Origin of the sequence: Streptomyces sp. NPDC017529 (assembly GCF_044329785.1) — a bacterium.
GTDB lineage: Bacteria > Actinomycetota > Actinomycetes > Streptomycetales > Streptomycetaceae > Streptomyces.
Genome location: NZ_JBIRJY010000005.1, coordinates 645,195 through 670,015 on the forward strand (window position 1 = coordinate 645,195; position 24,821 = coordinate 670,015).

The 24,821-nt window shown below is 72.2% G+C and carries 19 protein-coding genes; 8 read left to right on the plus strand and 11 right to left on the minus strand.

The genetic code is table 11. The annotated features are described in order from the left end of the window. Nucleotides 1-188: 188 nt before the first annotated feature. From ald to ACH4K4_RS16800, 4 genes are all read right to left on the minus strand, one after another. Nucleotides 189-1,304, minus strand: a complete 1,116-nt coding sequence (gene ald / locus ACH4K4_RS16785; RefSeq protein WP_398168041.1) for an alanine dehydrogenase — start codon at nucleotides 1,302-1,304, stop codon at nucleotides 189-191. 165 nt (nucleotides 1,305-1,469) lie between these two features. Further along, a complete protein-coding gene (locus ACH4K4_RS16790) occupies nucleotides 1,470-3,674 on the minus strand; it encodes a tetratricopeptide repeat protein (RefSeq protein WP_398167951.1) in 2,205 nt (734 codons plus the stop codon). Between the two features lie 176 nt (nucleotides 3,675-3,850). Next, nucleotides 3,851-4,477, minus strand: coding sequence for an NUDIX domain-containing protein (locus tag ACH4K4_RS16795; protein WP_398167952.1), 627 nt, complete (start codon nucleotides 4,475-4,477; stop codon nucleotides 3,851-3,853). A gap of 136 nt (nucleotides 4,478-4,613) precedes the next feature. Continuing rightward, a complete protein-coding gene (locus ACH4K4_RS16800) occupies nucleotides 4,614-6,293 on the minus strand; it encodes a CTP synthase (RefSeq protein WP_398167954.1) in 1,680 nt (559 codons plus the stop codon). 436 nt (nucleotides 6,294-6,729) lie between these two features. Here ACH4K4_RS16800 and ACH4K4_RS16805 point away from each other — a divergent pair, with 436 nt between their 5' ends. Beyond that, nucleotides 6,730-8,541 (plus strand): glycoside hydrolase family 15 protein, encoded by a 1,812-nt coding sequence (locus ACH4K4_RS16805; protein WP_398167955.1) that lies wholly within the window; start codon nucleotides 6,730-6,732, stop codon nucleotides 8,539-8,541. 64 nt (nucleotides 8,542-8,605) lie between these two features. Here the strand turns inward: ACH4K4_RS16805 and ACH4K4_RS16810 are convergent, their stop codons facing one another. Both ACH4K4_RS16810 and ACH4K4_RS16815 read right to left on the minus strand, forming a co-directional pair. Further along, nucleotides 8,606-9,778 (minus strand): beta-1,3-glucanase family protein, encoded by a 1,173-nt coding sequence (locus ACH4K4_RS16810; RefSeq protein WP_398167957.1) that lies wholly within the window; start codon nucleotides 9,776-9,778, stop codon nucleotides 8,606-8,608. Beyond that, the gene (locus ACH4K4_RS16815) at nucleotides 9,775-10,737 is read right to left on the minus strand and encodes a glycoside hydrolase family 16 protein (RefSeq protein WP_398167958.1); all 963 of its coding nucleotides are present in this window, start codon (nucleotides 10,735-10,737) and stop codon (nucleotides 9,775-9,777) included. The genes ACH4K4_RS16810 and ACH4K4_RS16815 overlap by 4 nt, the downstream gene beginning before the upstream one ends. A gap of 175 nt (nucleotides 10,738-10,912) precedes the next feature. Here ACH4K4_RS16815 and ACH4K4_RS16820 point away from each other — a divergent pair, with 175 nt between their 5' ends. Further along, nucleotides 10,913-11,968, plus strand: a complete 1,056-nt coding sequence (locus ACH4K4_RS16820; RefSeq protein WP_398167959.1) for a LacI family DNA-binding transcriptional regulator — start codon at nucleotides 10,913-10,915, stop codon at nucleotides 11,966-11,968. 78 nt (nucleotides 11,969-12,046) lie between these two features. After that, nucleotides 12,047-13,672 carry a PucR family transcriptional regulator gene (locus tag ACH4K4_RS16825; RefSeq protein WP_398167961.1) on the plus strand — a complete coding sequence of 542 codons (1,626 nt, stop codon included), beginning with the start codon at nucleotides 12,047-12,049 and terminating at the stop codon, nucleotides 13,670-13,672. A 117-nt stretch (nucleotides 13,673-13,789) separates the two neighbouring features. On the opposite strand, the gene ACH4K4_RS16830 is transcribed toward ACH4K4_RS16825, so the two are convergent. Next, nucleotides 13,790-14,458 (minus strand): YdcF family protein, encoded by a 669-nt coding sequence (locus ACH4K4_RS16830; protein WP_398167962.1) that lies wholly within the window; start codon nucleotides 14,456-14,458, stop codon nucleotides 13,790-13,792. Between the two features lie 13 nt (nucleotides 14,459-14,471). Beyond that, nucleotides 14,472-15,572 carry a hypothetical protein gene (locus ACH4K4_RS16835; protein WP_398167963.1) on the minus strand — a complete coding sequence of 367 codons (1,101 nt, stop codon included), beginning with the start codon at nucleotides 15,570-15,572 and terminating at the stop codon, nucleotides 14,472-14,474. A 511-nt stretch (nucleotides 15,573-16,083) separates the two neighbouring features. Here ACH4K4_RS16835 and ACH4K4_RS16840 point away from each other — a divergent pair. Beyond that, the gene (locus tag ACH4K4_RS16840; RefSeq protein WP_398167965.1) at nucleotides 16,084-16,494 is read left to right on the plus strand and encodes an ATP-binding protein; all 411 of its coding nucleotides are present in this window, start codon (nucleotides 16,084-16,086) and stop codon (nucleotides 16,492-16,494) included. Further along, nucleotides 16,488-16,970 (plus strand): hypothetical protein, encoded by a 483-nt coding sequence (locus ACH4K4_RS16845; RefSeq protein WP_398167966.1) that lies wholly within the window; start codon nucleotides 16,488-16,490, stop codon nucleotides 16,968-16,970. Before ACH4K4_RS16840 ends, ACH4K4_RS16845 begins: the two co-directional genes overlap by 7 nt. 42 nt (nucleotides 16,971-17,012) lie before the next feature. On the opposite strand, the gene ACH4K4_RS16850 is transcribed toward ACH4K4_RS16845, so the two are convergent. Beyond that, entirely contained in the window at nucleotides 17,013-18,164 is a 1,152-nt protein-coding gene (locus ACH4K4_RS16850) for a hypothetical protein (RefSeq protein ID WP_398167968.1), read from the minus strand. Between the two features lie 157 nt (nucleotides 18,165-18,321). Between ACH4K4_RS16850 and ACH4K4_RS16855 the strand changes: the two genes are divergently transcribed. Then, nucleotides 18,322-19,014 (plus strand): hypothetical protein, encoded by a 693-nt coding sequence (locus tag ACH4K4_RS16855; RefSeq protein ID WP_398167970.1) that lies wholly within the window; start codon nucleotides 18,322-18,324, stop codon nucleotides 19,012-19,014. A gap of 154 nt (nucleotides 19,015-19,168) precedes the next feature. Then, complete coding sequence (locus ACH4K4_RS16860) at nucleotides 19,169-19,897, plus strand: hypothetical protein (protein WP_398167971.1); 729 nt, start codon at nucleotides 19,169-19,171, stop codon at nucleotides 19,895-19,897. A 36-nt stretch (nucleotides 19,898-19,933) separates the two neighbouring features. Here ACH4K4_RS16860 and ACH4K4_RS16865 read toward each other — a convergent pair whose 3' ends face one another. Next, a complete protein-coding gene (locus tag ACH4K4_RS16865; protein ID WP_398167972.1) occupies nucleotides 19,934-21,076 on the minus strand; it encodes a glycosyltransferase family 4 protein in 1,143 nt (380 codons plus the stop codon). A gap of 278 nt (nucleotides 21,077-21,354) precedes the next feature. Continuing rightward, nucleotides 21,355-23,082, minus strand: coding sequence for a DNA repair protein RecN (recN, locus tag ACH4K4_RS16870; RefSeq protein WP_398168043.1), 1,728 nt, complete (start codon nucleotides 23,080-23,082; stop codon nucleotides 21,355-21,357). 243 nt (nucleotides 23,083-23,325) lie between these two features. Here recN and ACH4K4_RS16875 point away from each other — a divergent pair, with 243 nt between their 5' ends. Next, nucleotides 23,326-24,819: a S41 family peptidase gene (locus ACH4K4_RS16875; RefSeq protein ID WP_398167973.1), complete on the plus strand. Its 1,494-nt coding sequence runs from the start codon at nucleotides 23,326-23,328 to the stop codon at nucleotides 24,817-24,819. Nucleotides 24,820-24,821: the final 2 nt, after the last annotated feature.

The following is a 24,821-nucleotide window of genomic DNA, read 5'->3' on the forward strand; positions in this document are numbered from 1 at the left end:
GTCAAGGGTGCAAGCAGCACAAGCCCGATGTTTCGAGGGTGTGCGAATCGGTTAAAGGGTTACGTTTTCGGCGAGTTGAGGACCGCATGTGCCGTTTCGGGCATGCGGCGTGTCGGTAAACGGCCGCGGCCGGGCCTTGTCGCCAAGGCCCGGCCGGTCGTGCGTCATTGACGCGCGCTATTGACGCCTCAGCCGAGAAGCGTGCTCAGGTCGATCGAGTCCAGGCCGTGCGCCTCGGCGACCGGGCCGTAGACGACCTTGCCGTCGTGGGTGTTCAGGCCCTTGGCGAGGGCGGCGTCGCGGCGCAGCGCCTCGGCCCAGCCGTTGTTGGCCAGCGACACGATGTAGGGCAGCGTGGCGTTGGTCAGCGCGTAGGTGGAGGTGCTCGGCACGGCGCCGGGCATGTTGGCCACGCAGTAGAAGACCGAGTTGTGGACCTGGAAGGTCGGCTCGGCGTGGGTGGTGGGCCGGGAGTCCTCGAAGCAGCCGCCCTGGTCGATCGCGATGTCGACAAGGACACTTCCGGGCTTCATCTTGGCGACCAGCTCGTTGGTGACCAGCTTCGGGGCCTTGGCGCCCGGGATGAGGACCGCGCCGACGACGAGGTCGGCCTCGACGACGGCCTTCTCCAGCTCGTAGGCGTTGGAGACGATCGTCTGCACCTTGGTGCCGAAGATCCGGTCCGCCTCGCGCAGCTTGTTGATGTCCTTGTCCAGCAGGGTGACGTGGAAGCCGAGGCCCACAGCGATCTGCACGGCGTTCCAGCCGGAGACGCCGCCGCCGATGACGACGGCCTTGCCCGCGGCCACGCCGGGCACACCGCCGGGCAGCACGCCGCGGCCGCCGGCCTGGCGCATCAGGTGGTAGGCGCCGACCTGCGGGGCGATGCGGCCCGCGACCTCGGACATCGGGGCGAGCAGCGGCAGCTGGCGGCCCGGGGTCTCGACCGTCTCGTAGGCGATGGCGGTGGTGCCGGACTCCAGGAGGGCGTCCGTGCACTCACGGGAGGCGGCCAGGTGCAGGTAGGTGAAGAGGGTCTGGTCCTTGCGGAGGCGGTGGTACTCCTCCGCGATCGGCTCCTTGACCTTCAGCAGCAGGTCCGCGGTGGCCCAGACCTCGTCGGCGGTGTCGAGGATCTCGGCGCCGGCCGAGACGTACTCCTCGTTCGGGATCGCGGAGCCGAGGCCGGCGTCCTTCTCGATGACGACCTGGTGGCCGTGGCGGACCAGCTCGTGCACACCGGCGGGCGTGATCGCCACCCGGAACTCGTTGTTCTTGACCTCGCGGGGGATGCCGACCTTCACGTCGATCACGGTCCTTGTAAGAGTGCTTGCAGGAAAAATCCATGCATGCGAGGCATGCCGGGACTGACCGCGGTGTCCGCGGCCTGGCCAGTCTATTGAAGGATTCCGTGTTGTCTAGCCTTGCAAAGCATCTATTACTGAGAGGAACACCACCGATTTCGTAGGTCACTGTGGGTGATCTGAGAGGAGACGTTCCCCTATACCCCGGTGCAGCCTTGCGCCTGCGGGGTCTCCGAGCCGTTCGAGGGTGTCCGCGATCCGCAGCTGGAGCGCCGCCTCCAGCCGCCCGTCCCGGGCTTCAGCGGCCAGCGAAAGGGCCGCCGTGCAGGTCCGCAGCGACTCCTCGGGGCGGCCCGCGTACTCCTGCACCCGCGCCGCCTCGCCCAGCGCGCGGGCCTGGCCCGCGACGTCGCCCAGCCTCCGGTACGCCCCGTAGGCGGCCCGCCACTCCTTGAGCGCCTCGCCCCACCGCGCCGCGTACGTCAGCACCGCGCCGATCCGGCCGTGCAGCCGCGCGCCGTCCGCGTTCTCGCCCCGGGTCAGCCGCAGCTCCAGCGCCCGCCCGTACCAGTCGGCGGCCCGCTGCCAGTCCCCCAGCTCCGTGTACGTGCCGCCCAGCGACTCCAGCGCCCGCACCGTCGCCACGGGGTCCTTGACCTCGCGTGCCGCGGTCAGCGCGCCCCGGTAGCGGGCCATCGCGTCCGTCGTCCGCGCGGCCTGGGCGTCCAGGTCGCCGAGGTTGAGCAGCGCCGCGGCCTTCTCCCTGGCCAGGCCGCGCCGCTCGGCGACCTCCAGGACCAGGCCGTGCAGCCCGTAGAGGTCGGGCGCCGCGGCCTCGGCGCCCTGGTGGGCGATCAGGGTGCGCACGATCGCGGCCACCAGCCGCCGGTCCAGGGTGTCCAGTTCGCCGTCCTCGACGGCGATCCTGGCCGCCTCCAGGAGGGCGGGGCGGCGGCTGCGCAGCCAGGCCGCGGCGGAGGCGGTGGAGGCGAAGCGCAGCGAGCGCGGCAGTCCGGCCACCTTCTGGCGGGCCGGGGACCCGGCGGGTTCGCCGAGCGCCCGGCACGACTGGAGCAGCCGTACGGTGCGCTCCAGCATCCGGGCCCTGGCGAGCTGGATCTCGGCGGGCCGCTCCTTCTCGTGCAGTTCGGTGCGCACCAGAAGGAGCAGGCAGCCGGGCATGCGGTACTGCGCCTGGAGGCCCGCGCTCCCGGCGGCCGGGGAGCCGTGCCCGTCCGGGTGCGGCCCGGCGGACTCCACCGGACGCAGCAGCCCCTGGGCCGCGAAGTCCCGCAGGGCCGACTCGGCGGCGGCCACCGAGCAGCCGGCCAGGGCGGAGGCGATGTGCGCGTCCACCAGGCCGGCCGGAGCGAGGGTGAGCAGCCGCAGTATGCGGGCCGCGACCGGCGGCAGACAGTCGTACACGAGGTGGAAGGCGCGGGCCAGCGGGCGGCCGCCGGCCGGCTCGTCGGACTGTTCCGGTACCTCGCGCAGCGCCTGGAGCAGGTCGGCGACGGAGGACTTGGGCCGCCCCGCGAGCCAGCCGCCCGCGAGGACGAGCGCGGCGGGCCGGCCGCCGCACTCCTCCGCGACGGCGTCCGCCGAGCGCGGGTCGACGGTGATACGGGTGGAGCCCGCGTAGCGGCTGAGCAGTTCGACGGCGGAGGAGTTGTCGAGGCCGCCGAGGGTACAGGGCCGGACGTCCGTGATGCCGGTGAGCGGGCCTTCGGAGACCGCGACGACCAGGCAGCCGGCGGCGTCGGGCAGCAGCGGTTCGACCTGTTCGGCGCCGGTGGCGTCGTCCAGGAGGAGCAGGGCCCGGCGCTCGGCGAGGGCGGCGCGCAGCGCCTCGGTCAGCTCGTCCTCGGCGGCGCCCGGCTGGACGGGGGCGCCGAGGTCGGTGAGCAGGTCGCGGGCGACGCGGTCGAGGGGTACGGGTCCGCCGCCGGGGGTGGACAGGGTGGCCCGCAGCACCCCGTCGGGGTAGTCGTCGGCGAGCTGCCGGGCCAGTTCGGCGGCGAGGGCGCTGCGGCCCGAGCCGGGGCGGCCGGCGATCAGCAGGACCCGGCTGCGGGCGCCGCGGCGGCCGGAGAGGGTGTCCAGGCCGGTGCGCGCGATGTCGGCGCGGAGCGCTTTCAGCTCGCGGCGGCGGCCGACGAAGCCGCCGGCCGCGGTGGCGGCGGGCGGCACGGTACGCCGGGAGGCCGGGCGGCGGCTGCCGGAGGCGGTGCGGTCGCCGGCGCCGGCCCGGTCGGCGGTGGCCTCTTCCGCGGCCGCTCTGTCCGCTTCCGGCCGCGGCCGCGCCGCCGTCGCGGGCCCGCCCGCCTTCCCCGGCGGGACGCGTCCCCCGCCCACCGCCTGATCCGTCACGGGTCACGCTCCCGTCCACCTGCGCTTACGAGCCCGCCGCGGTCGCGGACGGGCACGTTGTCGAGCGTAGTTCACGACCCGTCACGCGCCCTGTGGAGCACGACGGTTGGGTCACTCGTCCGGATCAGCGCATCATCGGACCGCAGCGCGTACGGGTGCGTTCAGGCGGCCGCCGGTCAGGCCTCGAACGGGCGGGCCGGCCACGGCGCGTCGGCCGGGCGCAGCGCGTCCAGGCCGTCCCCCGACCGGGCGGCGACCAGCGCGAGCACCCCCACCACCAGGCAGTTGTTGTGCAGTTCGCCGGCGAGCGCGCCGCGCACCAGGTCGGCGACCGGCACCCGCGCCAGCTCCATGTCGGCCTCTTCCTCGGAGACCTCGAAGCGCTCCCCCGCCACCTCGGACAGGCCGCGGGCCAGGAAGATCCGTACGGCCTCGTCGCAGCCGCCGGGGGTGGTGTAGACGTCCGTCAGCACCCGCCAGTCCTCGGCCTTGACGTGCGCCTCCTCGTACAGTTCGCGCTGCACGGCGCTCAGCGGGTTCTCGCCGGGTACGTCCAGCAGCCCGGCCGGCACCTCCCAGAGCTTGTGCCGCACGGGGTGGCGGTACTGGCGCAGGACCAGCACCCGGTCCTCTTCGTCGAGCGCGACGACGGCCACCGAGCCGGGGTGGGTCTGGTAGTCGCGGGTGGCCGTGGAGCCGTCCGGCATGACGACCTCGTCCGTGCGGATGCCGGTCTTCTTGCCGGTGAACGGCGTCGCGGTCGCGGTGACCCGCCACGCTTCCGGGGTGTCCTGGATGGCCATGTGCGTCGTACGTCCTTCCGCAAAAGCAGTCGACCGGGGCGCCCGGCCAGGTGAAAGGCCAGGTACCCCGGTCAACCGTACCCGTCGGCTGCCGGTCCCCCACGCGCACCGCGAGCGGGACCGGCCGCCCGCGGGATCAGGCCTTGGCGCCCTTCTTGGCGCCGGCCGCGGCGCCGGTCTTGCGCTCGACGGCCGCCTTCACCAGGCCCGCGAAGAGCGGGTGCGGGCGGGTCGGGCGGGAGCGCAGCTCCGGGTGCGCCTGGGTGGCGACCAGGTAGGGGTGCACCTCACGCGGGTACTCGACGTACTCGACCAGCTTGTTGTCCGGGGAGGTGCCGGAGAACTGCAGGCCGGCCTTCTTCTCCAGCTCGCCGCGGTAGGCGTTGTTGACCTCGTAGCGGTGGCGGTGGCGCTCCTCGACGTACGGCTGGTCGTCGTAGACCTCGCGCACGATCGAGCCCTCGGCCAGCTTGGCCGGGTACATGCCCAGCCGCATGGTGCCGCCCATGTCGCCCTCGCCGGCGACGATGTCCATCTGCTCGGCCATGGTGGAGATGACCGGGTCGGCGGCGGCCGGGTCGAACTCGGTGGAGTTCGCGCCCTCGATGCCGGCCAGGTTGCGGGCCGCCTCGATGACCACGCACTGCAGGCCCAGGCACAGGCCGAGCAGCGGCAGCTTGTTCTCGCGGGCGTAGGTGATGGCGCCGACCTTGCCGTCCACGCCGCGGTCGCCGAAGCCGCCGGGGATGCAGACCGCGTCGCAGTCGCCGAGCTGCTGCTTGGCACCGGCCGGGGTCTTGCAGTCGTCGGAGGTGACCCACTTGATCTTGACGCGGGCCTTGTTGGCGAAGCCGCCGGCGCGCAGCGCCTCGGTGACCGACAGGTAGGCGTCGGGCAGGTCGATGTACTTGCCGACCAGCGCGACCTTCACCTCGTGGTCGGGGTTGTGCACCCGGTCCAGCAGGTCGGCCCAGACGGTCCAGTCCACGTCGCGGAAGGGCAGGTCCAGCTTGCGCACGACGTACGCGTCCAGGCCCTCGGCGTGCACGACCTTGGGGATGTCGTAGATCGAGGGGGCGTCCGGGCAGGCGATGACGGCGGCCTCGTCCACGTCGCACATCAGCGAGATCTTGCGCTTGATGGCGGTGGGCACCTCGCGGTCGGCGCGCAGCACGATGGCGTCCGGCTGGATGCCGATGTTGCGCAGCGCCGCGACCGAGTGCTGGGTCGGCTTGGTCTTCAGCTCGCCGGAGGGGCCGATGTAGGGCAGCAGCGAGATGTGCACGACGAAGACGTTGTCGCGGCCGACCTCGTGGCGGACCTGGCGGACGGTCTCCAGGAACGGCAGCGACTCGATGTCGCCGACGGTGCCGCCGACCTCGGTGATGACGACGTCGACGTCCTCGTGGGCCAGCCGGCGGATGCGGTGCTTGATCTCGTTGGTGATGTGCGGGATGACCTGCACGGTGTCGCCCAGGTACTCGCCGCGCCGTTCCTTGGCGATCACGGTGTTGTAGACCTGGCCGGTGGTGACGTTCGCGGAGCCGTCGAGGTCGACGTCCAGGAAGCGCTCGTAGTGGCCGATGTCCAGGTCGGTCTCGGCGCCGTCGTTGGTGACGAAGACCTCACCGTGCTGGAACGGGTTCATCGTGCCGGGGTCGACGTTCAGGTACGGGTCGAGCTTCTGCATGGTGACCCGCAGGCCCCGGGCCTTGAGCAGCGCGCCCAGGCTGGAGGCGGTCAGCCCCTTGCCGAGCGAGGAGGCGACGCCCCCGGTGACGAAGAGGTGCTTGGTCGTCGTGGATTTGGGCGGCATGGCCAAGAGGGGGCTCCCGTGGTCGCGTGGTGAAGAGGTGCGGATCAGCCACCCACTGCGGTTTTCAGGGGTGCCGTCGCTGCGGTCGGGGGTGCCTTGTGCTTGCGCCGGGCCCACCGGTCCACGGGGTACCAGGCTATCAGCGACCGGGCATGGTCGCGCCCGGCCGCGCCCGCGCCACACGGGTACGGCCGTCCCGCACCGGCCTCGCACGGCGCGGCGTGACCCAGGCCACCCGTTCGGCGCAGCGCTGTCTTCCCGCAGTCACGAGCGGATCACTGCCGTGCGTCGTATCCTGCTCGGACACTCGCTACGAGCCGTCCGGCAAGGCACCACCCCCGCCCCGATTTCCGGACTCGCTGCTCGGCGGAGTTTCATGGGCAGGACGGACAAGATCACACGTCCCATGGGGGGCGTCACTCCAGTTCGACGGGAGATGCACGTGGCCGGGCGCATCGAGGACTACGCACTCATCGGCGATATGCAGACCGCCGGTCTTGTGTGCCGGGACGGCACGGTGGATTGGCTGTGCCTGCCCCGCTTCGACTCACCCGCGGTCTTCGCAGGACTGCTGGGCACGGAAGAGAACGGTTTCTGGCGGCTGGGGCCCGCACACAGCCCCGAGGGCGGTCCGGTGCCCGCCGACCGGCGCCGCTACCGGGGCGACTCGCTCGTCCTGGAGTCCGAGTGGGACACCCCGCGCGGCACGGTCCGCGTCATCGACTTCATGCCGCCGCGCGAGGATGCGACGCCGCAGCTGATCCGTATCGTGGAAGGCGTCAGCGGGCGGGTGCCGATGCGCTCGGCGCTGCGCATGCGCTTCTCGTACGGCTGGGTGGTGCCGTGGGTCCACAAGATCGACGAGCGCACCGTCGCGGTCGCCGGGCCCGACTCGGTATGGCTGGACACGGAAGCGGAGACCTACGGCCGGGACCTGACGACGTACGCGGACTTCACGGTCGGCCCCGGCGAGCGGATCGCCTTCACGATCAGCTGGCAGCCCTCCCACAGCCGCCCGCCGGGCGTGCCGGAGCCGGAGGCGGCACTGGAGGCCACCGAGGACTTCTGGCGCGAGTGGGTCGACCACTGCACGTACCACGGCCCGTACCGGGACGCGGTGGTCCGCTCGCTGATCACGCTCAAGGCGCTCACGTACGCGCCGACCGGCGGCATCGTCGCGGCGCCCACCACCTCGCTGCCCGAGGACATCGGCGGCTCGCGCAACTGGGACTACCGCTTCACCTGGCTGCGGGACGCGGCGATCACCCTGTCCTCGCTGCTGCGCACCGGCTACCGCGAAGAGGCCCGCGCCTGGCGCGAGTGGCTGCTGCGCGCGGTGGCGGGCGACCCGGAGAACCTCCAGATCATGTACGGGATCGCGGGCGAGCGCGAGCTGGGCGAGAACGAGCTGACCTGGCTGACGGGGTACGAGGACTCCCGGCCGGTCCGGGTCGGCAACGGCGCCGCCGGGCAGCTCCAGCTCGACGTGTACGGCGAGGTCACCGAGGCGCTGCACCTGGCGCACAACACGGGCCTGGCCCGCAACGACTACGCCTCACTCCTCCAGCTCAAGCTCATCCAGTGGGTCGAGAAGCACTGGGACGAGCCGGACGAGGGCATCTGGGAGGTGCGCGGCCCGCGCCGGCACTTCGTGCACTCCAAGGTGATGACCTGGGTCGCGGTGGACCGCACGATCAAGCTGATCGAGTCCGGAGACGTGGACGGCCCGCTGGACCGCTGGCGGCAGCTGCGCGAGACGATCCACCGGGAGGTGTGCGAGAAGGGCTACGACCCGGAGCGCAACACCTTCACGCAGTCCTACGGCTCGAAGGAGCTGGACGCCTCGCTGCTGCTGATCCCGCAGATGGGCTTCCTGCCGCCGGACGACAAGCGGGTGATCGGCACCATCGAGGCCATCCAGCGGGAGCTGGGCACCGAGGACGGCTTCGTGCTGCGCTACCCGACCTCGGGCGACGACGCGGGCGTGGACGGTCTGGAGGGCGACGAGGGCGCGTTCCTGGCGTGCTCGTTCTGGCTGGCCGACGACCTGGCGATGATCGGGCGGGTCGAGGAGGCCCGGATCCTGTTCGAGAAGCTGCTCTCGCTCCGCAACGACCTGGGCCTGCTGGCCGAGGAGTGGGACTCCAAACTCCAGCGGCAGGTGGGCAACTTCCCGCAGGCGTTCAGCCACGTCCCGCTGATCGACACGGCGCTGCGGCTGACGGCCAGCGGCGCGTACGGCGGGTAGGCGGGGCCGTACGGGTGCGAGGGGCCGCGGTGGTGCCGCGGCCCCTCGCCGCGTCTGCCGCCGGTCAGAAGGCCGTCAGCGTGAGGGTCATCTCGCGCGGCGCGCCGTCCTCGATGTACGAGGCGAAGTCGGCCACGTCGTCGAAGGCGAAGCCGTACGCCTTGCCGTCGGCGGCCTCGGCGTGCAGGACCCGCGCGTAGTGGTTGGCGAGCTGCCCCTTGTAGAAGGTGCCCGGGTCGGTGGTGGGCTGGGCCGCGTGGTCGGCGAGGGTGGCGCGGTTGAGGGCGGCGCCGAGCACCGCGGCGACCGGGCCGCGCAGTCCGTCGTTGGGGGCTTGCAGAGCGCCGTGGCAGAAGAGCACGTCGCGGGTGGAGGGCTTGGCGACGGAGAACTGGGCGGGACCGCGGAAGGTGAACTGGCCGCCGCTCACCCGGCCGGTGAAGGTGCCCCGGTTCGTGGTGACCTTGAGGTCCTTGGAGGTGTACGCGTTCCAGGAGCGGTCGATGTACGGCGCGAAGTAGTTCCGGTCGAACAGCCCGGCGTCCAGGCCGTGGCTGGGGGCGATGACGCGCTTGTCGCCGACGACGAGCTTGCCGAAGCCCGGCGTACGGCCGATCTCGGAGAAGATGCGGGAGCGGGCACCGGCCTTGAGCGCCCCGGCCGTCTGGTCCCGGGCGCCGACGAGGCGGATGGCCATGGGGACGCTGAACATGTCGACGGCCGTGGTGTTGCAGTGCATGCCGGCCCCGTCGTACGTGAACTCCGCGCAGTCGTGCACGATCTGGTAGTTGGGGTCGCCGGACACCCAGCCCGCCGGATAGGCCAGCGCGGGCCGGCCGTTGCCGTCCTGCACGGCCTTGAACTTGAGCTTGGAGCCGAGCGACGCGTAGATGCGCCCGGACATCTTCGGGATCCGCAGGGTGGTGTCACCGTTCGCGGCGAGCGGTATGCCGTAGTCGGTGAAGCCGTCGGGACGGTTGTCGGAGAGGGCGATGGGCTTGATCTCGCCGTTCGCGGTGACCCGCACCTGCTGGCCGCCGGTGTTGCCGACGATGTAGATCCAGACGGCGTTGTTGGCGTACCGGCCGGTGCGGTTGACGACGCGCAGCGGCAGCCCGGCCGCCGCGGCACCGCCGGCCGGTGCGGCCCCTGCGGTGCCGTTCAGGAGGAGACTGGCGCCCGCTCCGGCGGCGGCGCTCGCGGCGAGACCGCCGAGCAGGGTACGACGGGAGATCATACGGTGGCTCCTTGCTGTACGGAGACGGACACGTGGTCGACGAGCAGGGAGCCGCCGGGGCGTGTCGCGTCGGTGGGGGTGGCGCGGCCCGCGACGGCGTCCGGGAAGGCACCGCCCATCGCGAGGTTGAGCAGGAGGAAGTGGCCGTGGTGGGTCGTCTTGGCCCAGGTGCCGGCGTCCATGTCGGCGGAGCTGACGGTGTGGAAGCGCTGCCCGTCCACGGACCAGTGCAGGTATTCGGTGCTGCCGGTGCGGTCCAGCTCAAGGGCGTACGTGTGGAAACCGGCCTGGCAGGCGGCGCCGGGGCAGACGCGGGAATTGCCCTTGCCCTGCGACTCGTTGCAGGGGCCGCCGGGGTTGACGCCGCAGTGCAGCACGCCCCAGACGCGGTTGGCCCCGTTGACGTTCTCCATGATGTCGAACTCGCCGATGCCGGGCCAGTTCCAGTAGTTGCCGCGGAAGTCGGCGCCCAGCGTCCAGAAGGCGGGCCAGTAGCCGAGCGCCGCGTCGCCGGAGACGTCGGGCATCCTGACGCGTGCCTCGATCCGCAGCTTGCCCTTGGCCGGGGCGGCGAAGTCGGTGCGCCGGGTCTCGATGCGGCCGGATGTCCAGGTGCCGCCGTTCTTGCGTGCGGTGATCTTCAGGTGGCCCGCGCCGTCGAGTTGCAGGTTCTCGGGGCGGTCGGTGTAGGTCTGGTGCTCGCCGGTGCCCCAGTTGGCGGGGCCGCCCGGGTAGCTCTTGCCGGTGTCGATGATCCAGTCGGCGCCGGACGGGCGGGAGCCGGCCGGGCCGTTGAAGTCGGTGCGCCAGACCTCGGCGAACGGCGCCGCCGCCGGTTCGCGGGCCGACGCGGTGGACGGGGCGGGCGGCCAGGTCACGGCGAGGGCGGCACCCAGGGCGCAGAGCAGCGCCCCGGTTCTCGTCCGCGGCCGTATCCCGGCACGTATACGTATGCGCATGAAACACGCTCCTCGGCAAGGCGGGGGTGGTGAGGAGTTCCATGACCGTGCCCGGCCTGAGAGTATTGAGAGCGCTCTCAAGCCGTATAGGGGCACACAGTGCCGACTCCGCGCCGAGGCGTCAAGGCTTGGCTGAAACCGCGGAGTTGAAGACGTTTCGCGTTTCGGGGGTTGAATGGTGCAGGCAACAAACCGCGGACGCCCCACACTTGAGGCGGTCGCCGCACGGGCCGGCGTCTCACGCGCCACGGTCTCCCGCGTGGTCAACGGCGGCGCCGGAGTGCGCGCCGAGGTCCGCGAACGGGTCCGGCGCGCGATCACCGACCTGGGGTACGTACCGAACAGCGCGGCCCGCTCGCTGGTCACCCGCCGCACCGGCGCGGTCGCCGTGGTGATCGCCGAGCCGGAGACCCGGGTCTTCGCCGACCCCTTCTTCGGCCGGCAGCTGCGCGGCATCAGCCGGGAGCTGTCGGCCGCCGACACCCAGCTGCTGCTGCTCCTCCACGAGAACAGCGCCGACTACGAGCGCATCGGCCGCTACCTGTCCGCCGGGCACGTCGACGGCGTGCTGATGTTCTCGCTGCACCGCGACGACCCGCTGCCCGCCATGGCGGCCGCGTCCGGCCTCCCCACGGTCTTCGGCGGCCGCCCCGGCTGGGCGGGCGCCGAGCACGCGCCGCGCCCGCTGTACGTCGACACCGACAACCGCGACGGCGCCCGGCAGGCCGTACGCCACCTCCTCGCCCGCGGCCGCCGCCGGATCGCCGTCATCACCGGCCCGCTCGACCAGACCTCCGCCCAGGACCGCCTGGACGGCTACCGCGACGCCCTCGCCCCCGCGGCGGCCGACCCACGGCTGATCGCGGACGGCGGCTTCACGGCGGCGGGCGGCGAGCGCGCCATGGCGGAACTGCTGGCCGCCGCGCCGGACCTGGACGCCGTCTTCGCCTGCTCCGACCTGATGGCCTCCGGCGCGCTGCGCACCCTGCGGGCGCACGGCCGCCGGGTCCCGCAGGACGTGGGCGTGGTCGGCTACGACGACCTGGACCCCGCGGCCTGGACGGACCCGCCGCTGACCACGGTGCGCCAGGACGTGGAGGAGATGGGCCGCCTGATGGCGCGGCTGCTGCTACGGCGCCTGGCGGCGGACGGTACGGGCCCGGAGGCCACCGGAGCCGAGCCGTCCCCGGTGGTCACGGCGGCGACGCTGGTGGTCAGGGAATCGGGGTGAGGGCCGGGGGCCTGGCGCGCCCCGGCCGCCCGCGGCCCGGTACGTCCGCATAGCGGAAGGCGGGTACCGTTCGACGCCATGGGGCCGGAAGCGAAGACCGAAGCGGTGATCACGGTACGCCGGGCGCTGGAGCTGCCCGCGCTGCGGCGCGGACTGCCCGAGGTGGTGGCCGGCGAGGACCGCCTCGACCGCGCCGTGCGCTGGGTGCACGCCGGCGAGGTGCCGCACATCGCCTCGCTGCTCAAGGGCGGCGAGCTGCTGCTGACCACCGGCCTCGGCCTGGGGGCCCGCCCCTCCGAACAGCGCGCCTTCGTCCGCAAACTGGCCGACCGCGAGATCGCCGCCCTCGTCGTGGAGCTGGGCTCCCGCTTCGAGGCGCTGCCCTCGGCCGTCGTCGACAGCGCGCGGGCCTGCGGCCTGCCGCTGGTGCAGCTGCACCGCGAGGTCCCGTACGTCGCCGTCACCGAGGAGATCCACACCGAGCTGGTCAACAGCCACTACCTGCTGCTGCGACAGGCCGACGAACTCCTGCGGAGCTGTACGGACGTCCTGCTGCGCGGCGGCGGCGCCCCCGAGGTACTGGGACGCCTGGCCACCTTCACCGGCAACCCGCTGTGCCTGGAGGCCCCCGACGGCAGCCCCCTGTACGCGGCGGGCCCGGACGACGGCGGGGCCGCCGACGCCGACCCCCTCCAGGCGTGGCAGGGGCTGCGCGAGACCGGCCTGCGGGTGGACGTGCCCGGCGGCGGCCCGGGCCCCGACGCCGTACGGGCCCGCCTGGTCCTGCTCCCCGTCAACGCGCCCGTCGCACCGGTGCACCGGATCGCCGCCGAGCGCGCCGCCGACCTGCTCGCCGTGGTGCTGCTCCAGTCCCGTCAGGAGGAGGTACTCGCCGCGCGGGGCCGCGGCGACTTCCTGGCCGACCTGGCGGAGGGCCGGATCACCGCGGCCGAGGCGCCCGCGCAGGCCCGCCTGCTCGGCTTCCGGCCGGGTGACGAACCGATCCTTCCCGTGGTGATGCGGCTGCCCTCCCAACTGCCCACACCGGGCAGTTGGGCTGTCCTGGCCCGCGCCCTGCGCGAGGAGCTGGCCGCCCTCGGCGTGCCCGTGCTGCTCGGGGTGCGGCCCGTCGAGGGCCGGGTGCCCCTGCTCGTGGCGCCGCGCGCCGGCCAGGACCGTACGGCCGTCGCCGACCGGGTCGCCGAGGCGCTCCGCGCGGGTGTCGTACGGGCCGGGACCGACCGCCCGGCGGCGCGGCGCCCGGTGGTCGTGGTCGGCGCGGCCGGCGACTGGCCCGCGGTGGGCCCCGGACTGCGGCACGCGACGGAGGCGGCGGCCGCCGCGCAGGGCCTGCCGGAACAGCCGTGGCACGACGCGCGCCGGCTGGACATCGAACTGCTGCTGTGGCGGATGCGCGAACACGGCGAACAGGGCGTCCTGACGGACTTCGTGGACCGCGCCATCGGCCCCCTCCTCGTACACGACCGGTCCGCCCGCCAGCCGCTGCTGCCGACACTGGAGGCATACCTGGCCAGCGCGGGCCGCAAGGCGGAGACGGCACGCGACCTCAACGTCAACCGGCAGACCCTGTACGACCGGCTGGCCCGCATCGCCCAGTTGCTGGCCACGGACCTGGACGATCCGCAGACAGTCCTCGGCCTGCGGCTGGCCCTACGGGCCCGCCGGCACACGGACCGGACCTGAACGGCCACGAGAATCCCCCCGCCCGGACGCCGGCCGCGCTCACCGCCCCCGACGCTGCATCAGTTCGTCGTACACGGCGGGACGGGTCGGCCAGTAGGGCCACCAGGCGGCGGCAGGTCAGGAGGCGAGGAGGCGGCTGTCGAAGCCGTCCTCAACGAGTGACCGGTAGGCGGCATGGACGTCCTCCGGGACGTCTTGCTCGATGGCGAAACCGAGCTTGGGGTACTCGATCACCCGCTGCATGTCGCCGACGAGCATGTCGGTGACGAATGCCTCGTCACCGATCGCCTTGAGGTAGTCGTCGAACTCCAGCGGTTCGGACGCGCACACCACCTCCACCTCGGGCCAGACCTTGCGGCAGGTGGCATAGGCGCGTCGTTCCATATACGGCATGGCGGTCAGCAGCACCGACTTCGGCATGATGCCGGCGGCGGCCAGCACCTCGCGGGAGAAGGCGATGTTCTGGCCGGTGTTGGCGGCGTTCGGCTCGATCAGGACCGAGGCATCGGGGACGCCGAGCCCCAGGGCGTGCTCGCGGAAGTGGACCGCCTCGCCGCGCGGGAAGCGGGCGGCGGTGTTGGGGCTGTTCCCGCCGGTGAAGACCAAGGCCGGAAAGAGGCCGGCGTGGTAGAGCTCGGCGGTGAAGGCGGCGACACGCAGATCGTGGCTGCCCAGGCCGATGGCCACATCGCAGGGCCTGAGCTGGTGGTGCATCTGGTGGTAGTCCCAGATCAGTTTCGCGTTGTGCCACTGACCTTCGTTGATGGTCCGCTGCTTGTCCGTCACTCGTTCTCCCTGGTCACCGTCGCCGGGAGCGGCTTGCCCCCTCGCTTGTGGTCCGGATGCCCTCGATGCTGCCCAGCTGGTGGCGCATGCCGTACTGGGCGGCGACCTTGGCGGCGCGATCGAGGACCCGCAGCCCATCATTCCGGGTAGCCGAGTCAGAGAGCAGGATGTGACCGTGGGCGGTGTCCAGACGTACGCGTTGCATTGGTGAGTCGGTCGTGCCGGTGCGGCGGGCGATGTCGATGAAGTGCAGGGTCTGGGTGAGGTCGCCGGCGCCACGGTGGGCGAGGGCAAGCTTCTGGTGAGCCACCGACCAGTCGTCGGGCTCGGCCAGGTCCTCGAAGTCGCGGGTGGCGGCCATCATGACGCGGGAGGCGTAGTCGTGGCTGCCGTCCTTGCTCAGCGCGGTACCCACCCACAGCCTGGCCCGGGCCCTGTCGCGACGGGAGAGGCGGTCATCGGCAGCCAAGGCTTCGTAGCGGCGTGCGGCCGATTCCAGACGGCCCGACATCTCGGCGACCACTGCCAGCGACAGGTCGAGCTGTGCGGTGCGCCGGGGGATGCCGAGCCGGGTGAAGAGCGCACGTGCGCCGGTGTAGGAGTGCTGGGCCGAGAGCGGTCCCAGCACTGCACCTTGGTCTCGGTGCAGGTCGCCGAGCAGGGCGGTGGAGCGGGCCAACAAGTACAGGCCTTTGTCGTCGAGTTCCGGGGGCTTGAAGCGCTCCAACCAGCGGCTGAGCAGATTGTCGGCGAACCCGAAGGCCTGCCGGGAGAGGGCAACCACCACCCGGTCCAGGTCGTCGGTCCAGGACTCGTACTCCCAAGCCCGCGGACTTGAAGCGGTGACGCGGCGTCCCGGTGCCTGGCCGGGCCGACCGGCCTCCGACAGGAGGGTCTCGAAGCGCAGATGCACCGCAGTGTCCGCACGGGCGAGGGCGGTGTCCAAGATGGCTTGGGTGTCCGGGCGAGGTTCGGTGGCGGTCAGGAGCTTGTCCCACTTGGCGACGGTCCGTGCAGCGACTCCGAGGTGTTCGGCCAGAGCTCGCACGCTCATCCTCAGGGCGAGGCGCAGGGCGTGGGCCTCCAGCCCGGTCCAGCGGTGCACGGTCGCCACGCGTCACTCCCTTCCGGACAGCATGGAAGCACGCGGCAGGTGTGCGGGGGCACGCAAGTGCAACGGAAGTACACCAGCCGGTCATTTCTCGTCGGCCGGATTCAGGCCACCCTCGAAGGGGCGGTCGGAAACCCACGGTCCGCACTGGTTCTCTTCCCGCTCGTCGAATTCTTGGACGGTCACGCATATGGAACCCCTCGCGGAGCGCTGCCCGGTGAACAGCCCGCTCGTGTACGGCTTCTTGAGACTTGCGCCCACCGCAACCGCACGGCAGGCAGCTGTGACGGACGCACTGGCCTTACCAGATGGCTGCTCCGTCGTACTCCCCACCACTTCCCGCCTCGGCCCCAGGTGCATAGCGACCGAACGCAAACAGCAAAGCACTGGTCCGACGGGTGCCCTCCTGCTGCTGGTCCGCAGCAAGACAGCCCGACACCGAGCGAAGCCAGCTCCTCAGAGCAGGCGATTCGTGCTCCAAGCCGGTTCTGGACAAAAAAGCTTGAGGCTCCCCATGCCCCTCCCCGCACGCAGCTCCTTCCCCTCCGCTCCCGAATCCGTCCGCCGGGCCCGGCTATTCGCCGACCGCACGCTGGCCTCCTGGGGCCTGGACGCACGAGCCGACGACGTCCGCCTGTGTATCTCCGAGTTGGCCACCAACGCGGTCACCCACGGCTCGGTCCCCGGCCGTGGCTTCACCGTGACAGTGACCGCCGAGGACGACGCCGTCTGCATCGAAGTCGACGATCCCAGCCCCCGGCGTCTACGGCCATGCCACACCACCAGCGATGACACCACCGGCCGCGGCCTGCACCTGCTCGGAGCTCTCAGCGATGAATGGGGCGTGACCGAGCACGACCCGGTCGGCAAGACCGTCTGGTCCCGCTTCAAGACCACCCCGGCGCCAAGGAAGGCACCATGCTGACCACCTGCACCCTACCGGCCGTCACCGCTCCCGGCCCGGGCCTGCTGGCCGCACTGGGCGCCTGGACGTGGCTCGGCCTCGACCCGGCCGACGCTCCGCTCGCCCACCTCCTCCTGGCTCACCCGCCAGGCAGCACCGCCCGCGATACACCGGCAGCCATCGAGGCGCGCATGCGCCGCATCGCCGCCGCCCTGGGCGGCCTGGCCACACCGCAAGAACGCGTTCCGAACCTCGGCGTCCGACTCCTCATAGTGAGCCCCACCACCGTCCTGCTGCGCTTCGACGGCACTCGCTACGGCGTACGGCTACCTGTCCGCCCTGGCTGGCACCAGCATGTCCGTCGCCACGGCCAAGCCGTGATCACCATCGGCCTTGCACCACTGAAACGAAGCGCCGACCTCACCGAAGTCGAGACCTACCTCCACGACACCCTCGCCTCCGGCCACATCCTGTTCGGCGTCGTCCGCCCAGCCTGAGCACCGATCGCGTGCGCAGCGGATATCCGGGCATGGGACTCTTCACTGCCTCGCGTCCTCCGGCGCATCCCCTGCGTACGGGTGGACGTACCGGCCCTTGTCGAAGGGAGCGAACCACGAGCCGATCACCACGGGCGCGACTCCGATGGCCTCTCCTGCAACGTCTTCGTCGATTCCGTCCATCGAGTCGTCGTACAGCCACTCGTGATCCATGTCCTCGTAGACATTCGCGGAGAACGCTTCAAGGGCCGCTGCCACGCCCTCGCCCATGAGACCGAACGTCTCCAGGCTGACACTCGCCTCACGCAGCAGAAGCCTCAGAGCGAGTTCCTCTGCGAGACAGCTGAGCTGCTGGAAGCTGCCGTGCGTGAAGCGAGTGGTCATGGCGACCGCCGTCACCAGGAATCGGCGTGCGAATTGCGCGTTGTACTGGAGGGCATAGCGGTCGGGAAGCTCATCCAGCAGCCACAGCGGCCTCTCGCACTCGGCGACGTTGGTCCGCGTCTGGGCGAGAGCCTGCACGTCCTGGAAGAGTTCGTCCACCAGCAGATGGATTCCGTACACCAGGGCGCCGGCCGCCAGCTTTGCGTCCTCCAGTAGCACTGTGGCCTCGGCGACGTCTTCCTCTTCGCCGTCCTCATCCTCAGAATTCAGCACGCCGAACATGACCGGCGGGAAGGAACGCAGCTCAGCCGACATGGTCAGCATCCGGCATCGAGCAGCCTTTGCCTCTCCTTCCGCGTCGTACTCATCCTCATCCTGGCCGTTCCCGGCGGTTTTCCTTTTGGCATGGTGAGCCTTACGGGCAGCAGCGTCGGACGGCGGAGTGTCGGGGCCGTCGGCGGCGTCGAGGCTCTCCTGGGCCAGCTGCGGATGCAACTGGACCTCGCACCGCTCGACTGTCCACTCGGCCAGCAGCTCGCTGCGCTCCAGCAACTCGCTCACGACCGACTGCACCGCGTCCTCGGCAAACTCCAGTGCCGGAGCATCGACGAAAATCTTCAGCAGCGCCCCGCCCGGGTGGACGGCCACGACCGACTCGAAGATGTCGGCCTCCATACCATCCGGCCCCTCGATGCCTTCCACGGATCCCAGCCCCTTTTCGAGGAGCGCCGCAGCGCCGGCACGTTGCAGCGCGTCCATCTCAGAAGATCCGACCGGGATGCTGGTCCTCACCGTCACGGCGTAAGTCACGCGCTCAGCGTGCCAGGGCCGCACAGGCGCCCGAAGGCAAATCGGCCAGCTTGTCACTGCCTTGTCGCGAGGGCGCACGGTCGTGAACGGCTGGGCCAAGCTGTTGGAGTTCACTCTTGCCCCGGTAGTTGTCGGTGCCTCCCGATAACGTTCCCGTATGGCGCTTCAACCTTTCTGGGTGGCTCTTGTCGATGCCCCCTCCCTCTCCTCCGCCCAGCAGACAGCTCTCGCCGATGTCCTGGCCCTACGTGCGGACCCGGCGACGGCCTCCCGTTTCTTCACCCGGCCGGACGTGACCAACAGCGTCCGTCACGCCTTCATCCGCAAGGCGCACGACCCACAAGTGCTCAAGGCCGTTCTGTCCACGTCTGTGGTGACTGCCGAGCACCTGCTCACGGCGGCGGAGAAAATGGGCGCAGAGCGGGTGCTCGTTGAGTTGACGCGCACCCGTTGGGACCTGAGGGACGCCCAACTGCTCCTCATCCAACAACTGGACCATGCCGCCGCCCGGCGCGTGGCAGCCGAATGGCGGTACTTCGGGCCGGACGTGCGCACCGCGCTCATTGATGCCGCCATCCATTCCCAACCGCCTGTCCCTGACCGCGAAGTCCTGACCGCCGAACGCCGGAAAGCCGAGCACGAGGCATGGAGGGCCAAGGCCACGGCGTGGCAGGACGACATATGGGCGCTGCTGTCCGCTGAACCCGCCCGGGACCTGTGGTCAGAACTCATTGCCCGGGAGCCGGACGAGGAAGGTGGGCACTTGGTTACCAACCTTGTGCTCAACCGCGCGGAGGCTCTCGACGACCACGTGCTGTCGGCAGCTCAAGACCGCTTTCCCGGGGCCTGATCTGGAAACTGATGCGGCCACGGAAGAGTGGGAAGCCGAGTTCGAGTTGATGCGGCTGTCCGGTATCGCCTCTCGCCATCCTCGCGCCCTGCTCCTGCACGGCTCCGTCCTCCGTGCCCGTGCTGCCACAGCAGGCAGAACGTACCTCGCGCATGTGAAGGAGAAAGGGATACATAAGGGCAACTGGTCGGTATTCGAGCACCTTGCCGCGATGTGCATCACACCCAGCCTCCTGCAGGATGCTGCTGAATGCCTGACGACCGCCACCGTGCCTGCCTGGTACCGCAATCGGAGGCCGGATGCGGAGTGGCTCACCAGCCGGAGCAAGGCCGCCGATGCGCTCGCGGGCAATCCGCTCTGCCCGGTCGATGCTCTTGCCGCTTTGGCCCCGCTGCTGACCCCAGTCACCGCCGAGAGGTTCACAGAACATCCTGATGCCCGTGTACGCGAGGCGGCGGTACACACAGTCACCACGGAAGTTGAGCGCGTTGCCACACCGGCACCCGCCCCTGTCGCACGCAAGCAGCCCGTACGCCCTGCGGTACCGTCCGACGACGTCTTGGCCGACAGCTCCGACCCGCGAGCTGTCCTAGCCGGATTCCTGCCGCTGAAGGGACTCGCCGACTACAAGCGCGAGGTGGCACGGGCGATCCTGGCTTCCCGCTTCACCGACGCCGGCCTCCTGCGCGAGCTGCCGGCCCCTTTGACACTGACCAGTGCGCACCACGCGCCGGCTGTCGCGGGCCTGCTCCAGAGTGAGCTGGGCGATGACGCCAAAGCCTGGGAGGCATTCGAGACGGCGGTGGCACGCTTGTCCGCCAACACCACCAAGACTTTGGCCAAACTACTCGCGGACGTACGAAGCAGTTCCTCTTCGGGCTGAGCCCGTAGGCGGGGAGCGTACAGGGCTCCGGAGCGCTCACCGCCCCCGACGCTGCATCAGTTCGTCGTACACGCTGAGCACCTGCGCGACCGTCGCGTCCTCGGTCGGCCAGCCTGCGGACTGGGTGCGGCCCGCGGCGGCGAGGGTGTCGCGGCGGGACGGGTCGGCCAGTAGGGCCAGGACCGTGTGGGCGAGGGTGGCGGCGTCGCCGTACGGGACCAGTTCGGCGGCGCTGCCGACCAGTTCGCGGGTGCCGCCGACGTCGGTGGCCACCAGGGGGACGCCGGCCCGCAGGGCCTCCTGGGCGATCAGGGAGCGGGCCTCCCAGCGGCTGGGCAGCACCAGCAGGTCGGCGGCGGCGAGGAGTTCGGGCACGTCGTCGCGGCGGCCGAGCAGGCGCACCGGCAGCCCTTCGGTGTCGATGCGCCGCTGGAGCGCCTCCCGCCGGCCGCCCTCTCCCGCGACCACGACCGCCGGGGGCGGGTCGAGGGCGCACCAGGCGTGTGCCGCGTCCAGCAGGAAGTCGTGGCCCTGGTGCGTCTCCAGCCGGCCGACGACGAGGATCAGCGGGCGGTCCACCGCGCCCAGTTCGGCGCGCTGTTTGTGGGCCGGGCGGTCCTCCGCCGTGAGCGGGCGGCCGCCGGGCCGGGGGCCCGGGATCGCGACGGGCGCCAGCCGCGCGTCGCGGGCGCCGCGTTCGCGTGCCCGGTCCACCAGGTCGGAGCAGGCGCCCAGGACGACCTCGGCGGCCCGTGCCACCCGCCGCTCCAGCAGGTGGACGAGGCGGGCCCGGGGCCCGTCCGTGTGGGCCTTGGTGTGCCAGGTGACCACGAGGGGGACGCGGCGGCCGCGCGTGCCCTGGAGGGCCAGCAGGGCACGCAGGGCCGCCCGCAGGCCGTGCGCGTGGACCAGGTCGGCGTCTCCGCAGGCGGCGCGGAGCGATGTCACGCCGGCCGGGTCGGCGCGCGGTGGCACCGGCACGAACCGCGCGCCGGTGTCCGCGTAGTCGTACGTGTCCTCGGTGGCGGCCGAGGCGCACACGGTCACCCGGACCCCGCGGGCCACCAGCCCGGCGGCCAGCGAACGGACGTGTGCGGCGCTGCCCGCGCCGCCACGGCCCAGCACCTGGACCGTGCGCAGCGGCGACTGCCCGTGCGGTGGGGCCGGGGTGCTGGTCACGTGGGCGGTACTCCTGGGGTCGGTGGCGGGCCGGGCGCGGAACGGCGGCTTCCGGCAGCCGTCCGGGCGCGGGCCCCGGGCGGGCGCGGTCGTGCGCAGCCGTACGCGCTGCGCCCAGGATGCCAGCCCACGCCGTGCATCCGGCACCACCGGCGAGCCGCCCCGATGGCGCACTCCGCCCATACCGCCACGGGACCACCCACATGGGTGACAAACCACCCACTCCTACGGAGTACGCCCCCGGCCGGGTCACCCGCCCCGCGTACCCCCGTAACGGTTCAGCGCCCCGAGCGGGCGGCCTCCAGCAGTTCTTCCGCGTGGGCGTGCGCCGTCTCGGAGTCCTCCTGGCCCGCGAGCATGCGGGAGAGTTCGCGTACCCGGTCCTCGCCCTCCAGGGCCGTGACGCCGCTGCGGGTCACCGAGCCGTCGTGGGTCTTCTCCACGAGCAGCTGGCGGTCGGCGAAGGCGGCGACCTGCGGCAGGTGGGTGACGACCACGACCTGCGCCGACTTGGCCAGGCGCGCCAGCCGGCGGCCGACCTCCACGGCGGCCTTGCCGCCGACGCCCGCGTCCACCTCGTCGAACAGGTACGTCGGCACGGGGTCGGAACCGGCGAAGACGACCTCGACCGCGAGCATCACGCGGGAGAGCTCACCGCCCGAGGCGCCCTTGGCGATCGGGCGGGGCGGGGTGCCCGGGTGCGGGGCGAGCAGCAGTTCCACCTCGTCGGCGCCCGTGGGGCCGAAGGCCACCGCCCGGCCGCCGACCTCGACACCGTCACTGTCGTCGGCGACCTCGGTCTGGGTGATCTGGACGCTCACCCTGGCGTGCGGCATGGCCAGTTCGGCCAGCTCGGCCGTGACCGCGTCGGCGAACCGCTTCGCCGACGCCTCGCGGGCGTCGGTCAACGCCTGGGCGAGCTCGCCGAGTTCGGCGCGGAGCGCGTCGCGTTCGGCCGTCAGCTCGCCGATCCGGTCGTCGTCACCGTCCAGTTCGGCGAGCCGGGCGGCGCCCTCCTCGGCCCAGGCCAGTACGGCGCCGATGTCCGCGCCGTACTTGCGCGTCAGGTGCGTGAGGGCGGCGCGGCGCTCCTCGACGGCGGCGAGCCGCAGCGGGTCCGCGTCCAGGCTGTCCGCGTAGCTCGCCAGTTCGCCCGCCACGTCCGCCATCAGGATGCCGATCTCGCCCAGCCGGTCGGTGAGCGCGGACAGCACCGGGTCGTGGCCGCGCACGGCGTCCAGCGCCCGGTGCGCGCCCGCGACCAGGGTGGTGGCGTCCACGGCCTCCAGGTCCTCGGGGTTGCCGGCGAGGGCGGCGTGCGCGGCGGCGGCCGCCGAGGCCAGCGCCTCGGCGTGGCCGAGCCGTTCGGCCTCGGCGGCCAGCTCGGCGTCCTCGTCCGGCTGCGGTTCGGCCCCGGCGATCTCCTCCAGGCCGAAGCGCAGCAGGTCGGCTTCCTGGGCGCGCTCGCGGGCGCGTGTCGTCAGCTCGTCCAGTTCGGCGGCGACGGCGCGCAGCCGCCGGTAGGCGGCGGTGTACTTGGCGAGCGGTACGGACACCGCGTCGCCCGCGTACCGGTCCAGGGCCTGGCGCTGGCGGGCCGGGCGCAGCAGCCCCTGCTGGTCGGTCTGGCCGTGCACGGCGACCAGGTCGTCCGCCAACTCCCCCAGCAGCCCGACCGGGACGGAACGCCCGCCGACGTGGGCGCGCGAGCGGCCTTCGGCCGAGACCGTGCGGCTGATCAGCAGGGTCCCGTCGTCCAGCTCGGCGCCCGCCTCCTCGGCGCGTACCGCGGCGGGGGCCGCCGGGCCCACCGCTATGCGGCCTTCCACGACCGCCGACTTGGCTCCGATCCGCACCAGGGCGGGATCGGCGCGCCCGCCGAGCAGCAGCCCGAGGCTGGTGACGACCATGGTCTTGCCCGCGCCCGTCTCGCCGGTCACCGCCGTGAAACCCGGCGACAGCTCGACGACGGCATCGTCAATGACGCCCAGGGACCTGATCCGCATCTCCTCCAACACGGATACGACCTTACGAGGTCCCGGGCCCGCCCCGCGACGGCCTCCCCTCGCCCGGCCGCCCCGCCCTGCGGAAAACCCCACCCCGAGAACGGGTGATCTCCTCATGGCGGCGCCCCCGTCCCGCCCGTCACGCTGGTGCGAGCACGGCCGGAAGGGGGCGGTCTACAAGTCGATTTTTGCCGTTCCCGCCCCGGAACACGGCCCTCGCGCCGACACAGTGGGAGCACGAACATGACCGGACAACCGACCGGGCCGGACACCGCACACCGCACCGCCCGGCGGAACGGCCACCTCACCCGCCGTACCGCTCTGCTGCTGGCCGCCTGCACCACCCTGGCCGCCACCGTAGCCGCACCGGCCGCCGCCCAACCGGACCACGCGGCCCGGCCGGGGGCGGCCGCTCCGCAAGGCGTATGGCAAATGGATGGGTACGGCACGTACGTCACGATCGACGGGCCGCGGCTGCGCGCCTACGAGACCACGGCCGTCAGCTGCCTCCCCGGCTCCATGAACGGCGTACGCGAGGGCATACCCGACGCCCGGGGCCGGGTGCGCTTCGCCGTACCGGGCTCGGCGCGCGTCACGGTCGCCCCGCAGAACGCCCGCGTGGCCCGCCTGAGCATCCAGGACAACGTCGGCTACCGCACCCTGCACCGCGTCGGCGGGCTGCCCGCCCGCTGCCACCGGGACCCGTCGAAGGACGCCCGTGACGCCCGTACGGTCTTCGACGTCTTCTGGCAGACCTACGCCGAGAACTACCCGTTCTTCGCCGCCAAGGGGATCGACTGGTCCGCGGTGCGCGACCGGTACCGCCCGCGCGTCACCGCCGGGACGAACGACGACGCGCTCTTCGCCGTGCTCCGCGAGATGATCGAACCGCTGCACGACGGGCACACCAAGCTGGACGCGGGCCCCGGCCGCGAGTACGGCGGAGCGCGTCCCGGGACGACCCTCCCCTCCGCCGCGTTCCTGAAGCAGGTGGACGCGGCGATCGCCGCCGGCCTCGGCCGGAACGTCACCCTCCACCGGTGGGCCGGCGGCGCACTCTCCTACGCCGGCCTCCCCGGCCGCCTCGGCTACCTCCGCATCACCTCCTTCACCGGCTACACGGAGCGGGACGACTACGAGAGCGACGTCGCCGAGCTGGACCGGGCGCTGGACGCGGTGTTCACCCACGCCCGTACGTCCGGGCCGAAGGCCCTGCGCGGCCTCGTCGTCGACCTGCGGCTGAACGGCGGCGGCTCGGACCCGCTCGGGCTGCGCGTCGCCTCCCGGCTGACGGACCGCCCGTACCTGGCGTACCGCAAACACGCGCGCAACGACCCGCGCGACCCGCGCGGGTTCACCCCCGACCAGCCCGCGTACGTGCGCCCGCACCAGGGGCCGCGCTACACCGGCCCGCTCGCGCTGCTGACCGGGGACCTCACGATCAGCGCGGGCGAGACCTTCACCCAGGCGCTGCTGGGCCGGACGCCCGCGCCGGTCCGTATCGGCGGGAACACCCAGGGCGTCTTCTCCGACACCATGGACCGCACGCTGCCGAACGGCTGGAAGTTCGCGCTGCCCAACGAGGAGTTCCGGACGGCGGACGGCCGCACGTTCGACGGCACGGGCATTCCGCCGGCCGTGCGCGTCCCGGTCTTCGCCCCCGAGGATCTGGCGGCCCGCCGTGACCCGGCCCTCACCCGGGCCCGCGCCCTGCTGGATGCCGGCCGGGCGTCGTGAGC

Coding starts and splice junctions, on each gene's coding strand:
- ACH4K4_RS16800 (WP_398167954.1), bottom strand. CDS start 6,293: ATGCCGCCCAAATCCACGACGACCAAGCACCTCTTCGTCACCGGGGGC.
- ACH4K4_RS16815 (WP_398167958.1), bottom strand. CDS start 10,737: ATGCGCATACGTATACGTGCCGGGATACGGCCGCGGACGAGAACCGGG.
- ACH4K4_RS16840 (WP_398167965.1), top strand. CDS start 16,084: ATGCCCCTCCCCGCACGCAGCTCCTTCCCCTCCGCTCCCGAATCCGTC.
- ACH4K4_RS16810 (WP_398167957.1), bottom strand. CDS start 9,778: ATGATCTCCCGTCGTACCCTGCTCGGCGGTCTCGCCGCGAGCGCCGCC.
- ACH4K4_RS16795 (WP_398167952.1), bottom strand. CDS start 4,477: ATGGCCATCCAGGACACCCCGGAAGCGTGGCGGGTCACCGCGACCGCG.
- ACH4K4_RS16820 (WP_398167959.1), top strand. CDS start 10,913: ATGGTGCAGGCAACAAACCGCGGACGCCCCACACTTGAGGCGGTCGCC.
- recN (WP_398168043.1), bottom strand. CDS start 23,082: ATGCGGATCAGGTCCCTGGGCGTCATTGACGATGCCGTCGTCGAGCTG.
- ACH4K4_RS16855 (WP_398167970.1), top strand. CDS start 18,322: ATGGCGCTTCAACCTTTCTGGGTGGCTCTTGTCGATGCCCCCTCCCTC.
- ACH4K4_RS16805 (WP_398167955.1), top strand. CDS start 6,730: ATGCACGTGGCCGGGCGCATCGAGGACTACGCACTCATCGGCGATATG.
- ACH4K4_RS16825 (WP_398167961.1), top strand. CDS start 12,047: ATGGGGCCGGAAGCGAAGACCGAAGCGGTGATCACGGTACGCCGGGCG.
- ACH4K4_RS16875 (WP_398167973.1), top strand. CDS start 23,326: ATGACCGGACAACCGACCGGGCCGGACACCGCACACCGCACCGCCCGG.
- ACH4K4_RS16845 (WP_398167966.1), top strand. CDS start 16,488: ATGCTGACCACCTGCACCCTACCGGCCGTCACCGCTCCCGGCCCGGGC.